The organism is Thermomonas sp., assembly GCF_025993755.1.
Lineage (GTDB): Bacteria > Pseudomonadota > Gammaproteobacteria > Xanthomonadales > Xanthomonadaceae > Thermomonas.
Window position 1 is genome coordinate 1 of the sequence record NZ_JAMQHN010000056.1, and the last position, 9,967, is coordinate 9,967.

13 protein-coding genes are annotated in these 9,967 nt (G+C 68.7%); all 13 read left to right on the forward strand.

Annotation, left to right across the window (positions count from 1 at the left end; all coding sequences use genetic code 11):
• Window positions 1-418, forward strand: a 418-nt coding sequence (locus Q0X16_RS04075) for a hypothetical protein (RefSeq protein ID WP_297830890.1), incomplete at its 5' end; no start/stop codon positions are given.
• A 1-nt stretch (window position 419) separates the two neighbouring features.
• Window positions 420-716: an ArsR family transcriptional regulator gene (locus Q0X16_RS04080; protein WP_297830892.1), complete on the forward strand. Its 297-nt coding sequence runs from the start codon at window positions 420-422 to the stop codon at window positions 714-716.
• 1 nt (window position 717) lies between these two features.
• A complete protein-coding gene (locus Q0X16_RS04085) occupies window positions 718-1,269 on the forward strand; it encodes a phage protein Gp27 family protein (protein ID WP_297830894.1) in 552 nt (183 codons plus the stop codon).
• A complete protein-coding gene (locus Q0X16_RS04090) occupies window positions 1,266-2,846 on the forward strand; it encodes a hypothetical protein (protein ID WP_297830896.1) in 1,581 nt (526 codons plus the stop codon). The genes Q0X16_RS04085 and Q0X16_RS04090 overlap by 4 nt, the downstream gene beginning before the upstream one ends.
• Window positions 2,840-4,423 (forward strand): DUF935 domain-containing protein, encoded by a 1,584-nt coding sequence (locus tag Q0X16_RS04095; RefSeq protein ID WP_297830898.1) that lies wholly within the window; start codon window positions 2,840-2,842, stop codon window positions 4,421-4,423. Before Q0X16_RS04090 ends, Q0X16_RS04095 begins: the two co-directional genes overlap by 7 nt.
• Window positions 4,416-5,615, forward strand: coding sequence for a phage minor head protein (locus Q0X16_RS04100; RefSeq protein WP_297830900.1), 1,200 nt, complete (start codon window positions 4,416-4,418; stop codon window positions 5,613-5,615). Before Q0X16_RS04095 ends, Q0X16_RS04100 begins: the two co-directional genes overlap by 8 nt.
• A complete protein-coding gene (locus Q0X16_RS04105) occupies window positions 5,612-6,082 on the forward strand; it encodes a phage virion morphogenesis protein (protein WP_297830902.1) in 471 nt (156 codons plus the stop codon). Before Q0X16_RS04100 ends, Q0X16_RS04105 begins: the two co-directional genes overlap by 4 nt.
• 369 nt (window positions 6,083-6,451) lie before the next feature.
• Window positions 6,452-7,582 carry a phage protease gene (locus tag Q0X16_RS04110; protein WP_297830904.1) on the forward strand — a complete coding sequence of 377 codons (1,131 nt, stop codon included), beginning with the start codon at window positions 6,452-6,454 and terminating at the stop codon, window positions 7,580-7,582.
• A 24-nt stretch (window positions 7,583-7,606) separates the two neighbouring features.
• Complete coding sequence (locus Q0X16_RS04115) at window positions 7,607-8,008, forward strand: hypothetical protein (protein ID WP_297830906.1); 402 nt, start codon at window positions 7,607-7,609, stop codon at window positions 8,006-8,008.
• Window positions 8,009-8,036: 28 nt separating this feature from the next.
• The gene (locus Q0X16_RS04120; protein ID WP_297830908.1) at window positions 8,037-8,936 is read left to right on the forward strand and encodes a Mu-like prophage major head subunit gpT family protein; all 900 of its coding nucleotides are present in this window, start codon (window positions 8,037-8,039) and stop codon (window positions 8,934-8,936) included.
• 68 nt (window positions 8,937-9,004) lie between these two features.
• Window positions 9,005-9,244 (forward strand): hypothetical protein, encoded by a 240-nt coding sequence (locus tag Q0X16_RS04125; RefSeq protein WP_297830910.1) that lies wholly within the window; start codon window positions 9,005-9,007, stop codon window positions 9,242-9,244.
• Window positions 9,244-9,750: a DUF1320 domain-containing protein gene (locus Q0X16_RS04130; protein WP_297830912.1), complete on the forward strand. Its 507-nt coding sequence runs from the start codon at window positions 9,244-9,246 to the stop codon at window positions 9,748-9,750. Before Q0X16_RS04125 ends, Q0X16_RS04130 begins: the two co-directional genes overlap by 1 nt.
• On the forward strand, window positions 9,747-9,967 hold a 221-nt coding region (locus tag Q0X16_RS04135; protein WP_297830914.1), incomplete at its 3' end, for a hypothetical protein. The genes Q0X16_RS04130 and Q0X16_RS04135, both read left to right, overlap by 4 nt.

Sequence of the window (9,967 nt, forward strand, 5' to 3'; positions counted from 1 at the left end):
GCTGCGTGGGCTGCGCCGCCGAGGTCGAACGCTACTACCGCGAGCGCCGGCAATGAACTGGGACCTGCTGCTGCGTGTGATCGCGACGGCCTACATGCTGGGCAGCGGCGCGCTGAACGTCTGGCTGTTCGTGCGATCGCGCGACGACAAGCGGTTCGAGCAGATCGAGGACAACCATCTCGCCCTGCACGAGCAGATGCAGCTGGCCATCGCCGAACGCAAGGCTGGTCACAACGACCATGAAACGCGGCTGCAGTTGATCGAACGACATATCGCGACCATCCCGACTCACGACGACCTGCGCAAGGTGTACGACGCGCTGGCCTTGCTGGTCAGCAAGGTGGAGCGCCAGGACGAGCGCAGCGCCCATATCAGCGACGCCGTGCGCCGGATCGAAAACCATTTGATGGACCGTTGAGATGACCAAGAGCTTTGCCGAACGCCTGACCGAAGACCGCCGCCTGGTGCTGTTGCGCATCCTGGGCGATCTGCCCGGCTACCGCTCCAACTCCAGCGTGCTGCGCAAACTGATGGATGGCTTCGGCCATGCGGTGGCGCGCGACTACATCGCCACGCAATTGCAGTGGCTGGCGGAACAGACCCTGGTCGCGCTGACCGACCTCGACGGCGTGCTGGTCGTCGAGCTGACGCCCTACGGGCAGGACGTGGCGCGCGGCTTGTCGCACGTCCCGGGCGTCGCCCGTCCTGGGGCCTGACATGGGCCGCAAGAGCAGCATCGAGCGCAGCCCGGCCGAGGTGCGCGCCACCATCGACAAGCTGATTCGTCAGGGGCGGCTGACGCTGGACGAAATGCGCGCCTACGTCGCCGAAGCGCACGGCGAGGAAGCTGTTCCAAGCCGCGCCGCGCTGGGGCGCTACACGCTCGCGCAAAAGGAACTGGTCGGGCGCATGCGGGACATCGACGCCGCCGCGCGCGTGGTGGTCGAGGAACTGGGCGAGAACGCCGACGATCGCGCCGGCGCGCTGCTGGTGCAGTCCATCACCACGCTGGCCGCCGACGCCGCCCTGCGCGCCCAGCAGCCGGGCGAGAAGGCCAGCATCGAGGAGGTGCGCAAGCTCGCCCGCGCCGCCAAGGACGTGATCGGCGCCCGCAAGGTCAACCGGCAGGAGCGCGAGGAAATCGCGCGGCTGGCGCGCGAACGGCTGCTTGCAGAGCAGAAGGCCAACCTGGACAAGGTGGCGCGCAAACGCGGCATGTCGGCGGCCGCGCGCGAGGAAATCCTGAAAGAGATCCTGGGCATCGGATGACCGCGAACCCGCTCACCGCCGCGATCACCAGCACCGTGGGCGCCAAAGCGCCCGCCGCGCTGCTTGGCTACCAACAACGCTGGGTGGCCGACGACGCGCAGCTGAAGGTCGCCGAAAAGTCGCGGCGTATTGGCCTGACCTGGGCGGAGGCCTCCGACGATGTGCTGATCGCCGCGTCCGACCGTGCAGCCGGCGGCCAGAACGTCTATTACATCGGCTACAACATGGACATGGCCATCGAGTTCGTCGAGGCCTGCGCGATGTGGGCGCTGGTGTTCGACCGCGCGGCGGGCGCGATCGAGGAGGGCGAGGAAATCTTCCGCGACGAGAAGGACGCCGAGCAGCGCATCAAGACCTTTACGATCAAGTTCCCGTCCGGGTTCCGCATCGTCGCGCTGTCCAGCCGCCCAGCCAACCTGCGCGGCAAACAGGGCGTGGTGGTCATCGACGAGGCCGCCTTCCACAACGATCTGGGCGAGCTGCTCAAGGCGGCGATGGCGCTGCTGATCTGGGGCGGCAAGGTGCGCGTGATCAGCACGCACGACGGCGAGGACAACCCGTTCAACGAACTGGTGCAGGAAATCCGCGCCGACAAGCGCGCCGGCCGCGTCCACCGCTTCACGTTCGACGACGCCATCGAGGACGGTTTGTTCGAGCGCGTCTGCATGCGCAAGGGCGTGGCCTGGACGCAGGAGGCCGAGGACGCATGGCGCGCATCGGTCTACAAGTTCTACGGTGACGACGCCCAGGAGGAGCTGGATGTCGTGCCGAGCAGCGGCGAAGGCGCCTATCTGGCGCGCGCGCAGATCGTCGCCAGCCAGCGACCCGGCATTCCGGTGGTGCGCTGGTCGCAGCCGGACACCTTCGCCATGCTGGCCCGTCACCTGCGCGAGGCCGAGAGCCGCGAGTGGTGCGAGGCCCACCTGCTGCCGCTGCTCAAGGCGCTGCCGGAGAACCGCCGGCATTACTACGGCTGCGACTTCGCGCGCCACGGCGACCTGTCGGACATCTGGCCGCTGCAGGAGCAGCAGGACAGCACGCTGCACACGCCGTTCGTTGTCGAGCTGCGCAACATCCCCTACGACCAGCAGCGCGAGGTGTTGTTCTACATCGTCCGCCGCCTGCCGAAGTTTCGTGGCGGCGCACACGATGCGACCGGCAACGGTGGCTATCTGGCCGAGGCCGCCGCGCAGGAGTTCGGCGCCCAGCGCATCCAGCAGATCAAACTGAGCGCGCCCTGGTACATCGAGCACATGCCGCGTTTCAAGGCGCACTTCGAAGACCAGACCATCACGACGCCGGCCGATGCCGATGTGCTGGCCGACCTGCGCGCGGTGAAGAAGACCCGAGGCGTGCCCAAGGTGCCGGACGACGCCCGCACCACGGGCGCCGACGGCAAGCCGCGCCACGGTGACTCGGCCATCGCGCTGGTGCTGGCGATGTTCGCGGTCGAGAAGATCGATGTTGGCGAGATCGGGTTTGTGCCCGTGCCGCGCCACAGCCGCGGCTTCGACAACGTGCTGTCGGGCGACGCCGGCGACAACGACATCAAGATTCCGGAGCAGCAGGCATGGTGACCTCAACCCGCATCCTTGGCCAGGACGGCCAGCCCATCCGCCTTGCCGACCTCTCGCAGCCGCAGACCAGCAAGGTTGGCCAGCTCCGCGCCGAGTGGCAGAACCACCCCGCGCGCGGGCTGACGCCGGCCAAGCTGGCGGCGGTCCTGTTGGCGGCCGAACAGGGCGATTTGATCGCCCAGTACGAGCTCTTCGAGGACATGGAGGAGCGCGACGGCCACATCCTCGCGGAGCTTGGCAAGCGCCGCCGCGCCGTGGCCGGCCGACCGTGGGACGTGGTGCCGCCGGACGACGCGACGCCGCAGGAAAAGGAGGCCGCCGACCGGCTCAAGACGCTGCTCGACGAAGTCGACGACATCGAGGGCGCGCTCTTCGACGCTACCGACGCGATCGGCAAGGGTTTCGCGTGTCAGGAGATCGAGTGGATGCGCGCCGATGGCTTCTGGCGCCCGAAATCGATCACGCACCGGCCGCAGAGCTGGTTCAAGCTCTACCGCGGCGTGACGCAGGAAATCCGGCTGCGCGACTACAGCCCCGATGGCGCGCCGCTGCAACCGTTCGGCTGGATCGTCCACACCCACAAGGCCCGCAGCGGCTACCTGGAACGCGCCAACCTGTTCCGCGCCCTGGTCTGGCCGTACCTGTTCAAGAACTACAGCGTGGGCGACCTGGCCGAGTTCCTGGAGATCTACGGAATCCCGCTGCGGATCGGCAAGTTCCCGTCCGGCGCCAGCGACAAGGAGAAGATGACGCTGTTGCAGGCGCTGGTGAACGTCGGGCACAACGCCGCCGGGATCATCCCCGAGGGCATGAGCCTGGATTTCCACGACACCGCCGATGGCGACGCCGCAGCGTTCGAGCTGATGATGGACTGGTGCGAGCGCACCGAGTCGAAGGTCATCCTCGGCGCCACCCTGACCAGCCAGGCGGACCGGGGCAGCAACACCAATGCGCTCGGCAACGTCCACAACGAGGTGCGCAAGGATCTGCGCGAAGCGGACGCCAAACAGATCGGCGCCACGCTCACACGCGATCTGCTGTACCCGCTCGCCGTCCTCAACGGGTTGTTGCCCGGTGGCCTGCGGCGTTGCCCGAGGCTCGTCTTCGACTGCGCAGAAAACAAGGACCTGACGGTCTTCGCCTCGGCGCTGCCGGGGCTGGTCGGCATGGGCATGCGGATCAAGCGCAGCTGGGCGCACGCGGAGCTGGGCATTCCCGAGGCCGAGGACGACGCCGATCTATTGACTGCGGCGACGGGGTTCTCGCCGTCGCCGTTCCCCGGCGGGCAAGCCAGCGCCCGGGCGGCGGCGCGGGCGGTCCTGCCGGAAGCGCCGGATTACGCGGACGCGCTCGCCCAGGCGCTGGCGGCGCGTGCCGGCGCGATCACTGATGGCTGGCTGGACCAGATCCGCGAGCTGGTGGCCAGCGCCGAGGATTACGACGACCTGCTGGGACGTCTGTCGCAACAATTCGCGGATCTACCGCTGGACGCGCTGGGAGACGTGCTTGACGGCGCGATGGCCGCCTCCGGTTTGGCGGGGCGCTACGACACCGAGCGCGAGACCGGCCGTGCCTGACATTCGCATCGCCAGCCGACCATTCGCCGAACAGGTCGCCTTCTTCCGGCGCAAGGTCAGCGTGCCGACCGGGGGCTGGTGGGATCTGCAGCGCGCTGACCACGCGCACGGGTTCATGGTGGCGGGCGCATTCAAGCTCGACCTGCTGGACGACCTGCGCAGCATCGTGCAGGGAGCGATTGACAGCGGCATGCCGCTGCGTGAGTTTCGCAAGGCGTTCGACGAAATCGTGACGCGCCACGGGTGGGCCTACAAGGGCGGGCGCAACTGGCGCACGCGGGTGATCTACGAGACCAACGTCCGCCAGAGCTATAACGCGGGACGTTGGCAGCAACTCACCTCGCCGGCGATGAGCGCCGCCAGGCCGTACCTGCAGTACCGCCACAACGACAAAGGCACCTCACGGATGCCGCGCCCGCTGCACGTGAGCTGGGACGGGCTGGTGTTGCGCAACGATGATCCTTGGTGGCGCACGCATGCGCCGATGAACGGCTGGGGTTGCAAGTGCGGAATTCGCGCGCTGTCGCCAGATGACCTGAAGGCACTGGGCAAGGACGGCCCGGACACCGCGCCGAACGACGGCTCATATGCGTGGACTGCGCCCGACGGCGGCCAGCACGAAGTGCCGAATGGCGTGGATCCCGGGTTCGACTTCAACGCCGGCGAGGAGGCGCGGTCCCTTTCCGCAGCGCGCCGGTTCGGCGAGCGCGTGATGGACCTGCCACCCGCCTGGCGCGAGCGCGCGCTGGAGGATGCGCGCCGCCGCGCGGACGATTGGCATGCGGACGCGGGTGACATGATCGACGCGATGTTGCGCGGCGCGCCACGCGGTGACGCCGCCGTGGGCATGTTGCTACCGGGCACCGCCCGCGCGTTGGAGGAGCGCGGACTGGCGCCCACCAGCGCGCTGATGCTGGTGCGCGCGCTGGACGCGCAGGCGCTGCAATCTGTCGCGGGAGAAAGCATTGGATTCGCCCTGCGCGATCTTCCAGCGCGGATGCCGCAACCCGACGTGGTGCTGCTTGATGCGATCGCGCACGAGCTGGTTTACGCCTGGCGCGTCGAGGACGGCTACCGTCGCGCCCGCTGGCGCATGGGCGATGGAGGCAATGTGCTGGTGGGGCTGGATACCGTGCCCGCGTCTGTTCTGCGTCTTGCCAGCGGCCAGCTGCTCGTCGGGAGCGTGCCGTGACCGATTTTCAGGTCAACGTCATCGTCGACAGCGCCGCGCTGCAAGATGTGCTCTCACGGCTGTTCGACTTCGGCGAAGACCAGAGCGTGGCGATGGCGGACATCGCAGAGGGCTGGATGCACCGCACCCAGGATCGGTTCGACACGCAGCGCGCGCCGGACGGCAGTGCCTGGGCGCCGCTGTCGGAGAAGTACAAGCAGCGCAAGCGCCGCGCAGGCTACCCCGAGACGCTCTTGTATATGGAGGGTCGGCTGCGCAACGAGCTGCGGCCGGATTACGGCCCGGACTTCGCTGCCGTGGCCACCGCGCCGCTGCCCTACGCGGCGCTGCACCAGTTCGGCGGCACGTCCGGCATGGCGCCCGGCCCGGCGGCCGTCCCGGCACGCCCGTACCTCGGCGCCAGCCCCGAAGACCTGGCGTGGATGGAAAAGACCCTCGCGGGCTACCTGCGACGGCTGGCGGGGTGAATTTTGGACAAGCGCACGAGACGCGAAATGCGCCCCAGCGGCCCCCTGGGCGCGGCAACCCCCCCAGAGCGGGGGCGCTCGCCGCGCCCTGACGGATTTAAACGGGTTTTAAACGGGGTCTCGGCGGGTTTCGTCGGAAGTCGCCCGGCCGAGTCGGCAATTTTCCGAAATTCGGGCCTGACGGCGTCGACAAGCGGGTACCGTGCGTCGCCTGCCAGCAGGTATGATCCAGCCGGCGGCGCCACCGGCTCAAGACGGCCACCGATGACCCGGATTCGCGCCGCCGTCCTCTATAGATAGTCCACGTCGGGTGACAGCGAACCCGTTCGCGTCCAGCCTGCGCGCGCGCGTCGGCACGATTCGCTGGACATGGCGAAGACCGCAACCCTCCATCGCGCAGCGCGCCTCCCGGCCGGGGTGGCCATCGCGCCGTGCTTTTTCCAGATCCCGGACGCGGACGCGGACGCCGGCAACCTCTATCAGGTGCAGGCGCTTCCGGTCGGCCCGTTCGTGCCGCGCGACGGTCGCGAGATGTCCGTGGACGCCTGGCGCATCGACGCCGCCTCCGCACAGGCGCTGATCGACGCCTTTCGGGCGACCCGCACGCCGCTGGTGATCGATTACGAGCACCAGACCCTGCTCGCCGAGGACAACGGTCAGCCGGCGCCCGCCGCCGGCTGGGTCCGCGACATGGAGTGGCGCGACGGTTCCGGACTGTGGCTGACCGTCGAGCTGACCGAGCGCGCGCGCCAGTACGTCGCCGCCGGCGAATACCGCTATTTCAGCCCCGTCTTCAGCTACGACCTGCGCACCGGCGCGGTGCAACGGCTGCTGATGGGCGCGTTGACCAACAACCCGGCGATTGACGGCATGGCCCAGATCGCACCTCGCGCCGCCGCGCGCTTTCACCTCGATGGAGCACCCGCAATGAACGAACACCTCCTCGCCCTCGCCGTCCGCCTGGGCCTCGACGCCAGCGCCTACACCGATGAGGCGGCGCTGACCGCCGCGATCAACGGCCGCATCGACGCCGCCGCCAGCCGGGTCAGTGCGCTGTGCCAGCAGCTGGAACTGCAGGCCGACGCCGACGATGCCGCGATCGGCTCCGCCATCACCGCGCTGCGCAACCGCACCGCTGCGCCGGACCCGGCGCGCTACGTCGAGATCGGCGTGGTCGAGAGCCTGCGCAACGACATCGCCGCGTTGACCGCCCAGGCCAACACGCGCGCGGTCGATGACCTGGTCGCGCCGGCGCTGGCCGATGGCCGCCTGCTGCCGGCGCTGGAAGCCTGGGCGCGTGACCTGGGCGGCAAGGACATCGCCGCGCTGCGCGCCTACCTCGACAAGGCCCAGCCCCTGGCCGCGCTGACCGGAACGCAGACGGGCGGGCGCCGCCCGACCGCGACCGCCTCGGCGGACGGCCTGACCGAAGACGAGCTGGCGGTTTGCGCCGCCACCGGCATCGCGCCGAAGGACTTCGCGGTCCAGAAGGCCGCCTGAACCCCCACCTGACGGAGACGAGACATGACCGCTGCAACCGCTGGTCGCAACACCCCCGCCCGCAATGCTGACCAGATCAGCGGGCTGGTCAATTCCGGCGCCACCATCTACGCCGGCACCCTGGTCACGCGCCTGACGTCGGGCGGCAACCTGGTCCCGGCCGGCACTGCCAGCGCGGGCGCTGCGGTCGGCGTCGCCGAGGACACCGTCATCGGCGACGGCGTCAAGACCCTCACCTACAGCCGTGGCTGCTACGCCTTCTTCAACTCGTCCGACGCCGATGAAATCGCGGTCTCCGACATCGGCGCCACCTGCTACATCGTCGACAACCAGACGGTCGCCAAGACCGACGGCTCGGCTTCGCGCAAGGCGGCCGGAAAGATCATCGACGTGGACGCCCGCGGCGTCTGGGTCCTGGTCGGCTGATTCCCTTCCCCAACACAGGACCACAGACATGCTTATCACCAAAGGCAACCTCAGCACGCTTTTCGTGGCCTTCAAGACGGCGTTCGCCGCCGGCTTCGCGGGGCTGCAGCCGATCTACAGCCGCGTGGCCATGACCGTCCCCTCCAGCACCGGCGCCGAAGAGTACGGCTGGCTGGGCCAGCTCCCGAACATGCGGGAGTGGGTTGGCGACCGCGTCGTCAACGGCGTGCTGGCCCACGGCTACACGATCAAGAACAAGTCGTTCGAGCTGACCGTCGGCGTGCCGCGCGCGGCCATCGAGGACGACCAGTACGGCGTGTTCTCGCCGCTGATGACCGAAATGGGACGCTCCGCTGCGGAAAACCCCGACAAACTGACCTTCGGCCTGATCAAGAACGGCCCCAGCACGCTGTGCTACGACGGCCAGTACTTCTTCGACACCGACCACCCGGTGACGGACGAGAACGGCGTCACGCAGAGCCAGGCGAACTGGGACAACAATTCGGGCAGCGGCACCGCGTGGTACCTGCTGGACACCAGCCGCGCCATCAAGCCGGTGATCTTCCAGGATCGCAAGGCGCCGAACTTCGTGGCCAAGACCTCGGAGACTGACGACAACGTGTTCGACCGCGCCGAGTACGTCTACGGCGTGGACAGCCGCTGCAACGTCGGCTACGGGCTGTGGCAGCTGGCCTACGGCAGCCGCAAGACGCTCGACGAGACCAACCTGATCGCGGCGTTCACCGAGATGACCGCTCGCAAGGGTGACGGCGGCCGGCCGTTGGGCGTGAAGCCGACGGTGCTGCTGGTGCCGCCCAGCCTGGAGTGGTCTGCGCGGAAGCTGATCAACGCAACCACGCTGGCTAGCGGCGCGGACAACGTGCTGAAAGGCGTGGTGTCCGTCGAAGTCTCGCCCTTCCTGGCCTGACCGCAACCGTTCGGGGCCGCGCCGCGCGCGCGGCCCCGGTGCAAGCCAAGGAACCCAAGGAACCCCCAATGTCCGAACCGCTCATCGTCCGCAGCAAGTCCCAGACCGGATTCCGGCGCGCCGGAATTGCGTTTACCCGCAACGGCATCACGCTGGACGCCGCCAAGCTCACGCCCGAAATCCTCGCCGCCATCCGCTCGGAGCCGGCGCTGGAAATCGTCAGCGGCGGCGGGGCGGTCGATGACGGATCGGCGCCCGACAAACCCGCCAAGACGGCGAAAGCCGCCAAGGCCGGGAAGGCGGACTGATGTCCTACGTCACGCTCCTGCAGCTCGCGGAATCGCCCGGCGCGCTGGAGCTGGCCCAGGTGGCCAGCACCGGTCATGAAGCCGTGGTTGATGCCGAGCTGCTGGACGTGAGCCTGCGCGGCGGCGACCGCAGCGCGTGGGCTTCGCCGGAAGTCGCTGCCGCCGACGAGGCGTTGGAGCGGATCAACGCGGCCATCGTCGAGACCGATGGTCTCATCGAGGGCTACATCGGCGGGCGCTACACCGTGCCGCTGGCCAGTGTGCCGGTCATCCTTGCCGGTTGGGCGCGGGCGATCGTCCGCTACAAGCTCCACCCCTGGCGCGATGGCGAGGAGCGCACCGATCCGGTCGTTCGCGACTACCGCGACGCGATCAAGTTTCTGTCCCTGATTGCCGAGGGCAAGTTCAGCCTCGGCGCAAGCGACCCAGCGCAGATCCCGACGGCGCCGGCCGACGTGCGCTTCAGCCCCGGCGCGAAGGTGTTCGGGCGGGAGTACCTGCCGTGACCGCAATCGCCCAGGAATGGCTGGCGGCCGAGCCGCTGCTGATCGACCGCGTGAAGGCGCAGGTCACGGGGCTGCGCGCCGTTTATTCCGCTTCCGAAATCACCACGCTGACCGCGCAGCAGGATCCGCGCGCGGCCGCGACGCCGGCGGCGCACGTCATGTACGGCGGCGACCAGGTGGTCGATGTGACCGACACCGGCGAACTGCAGACCGTGGA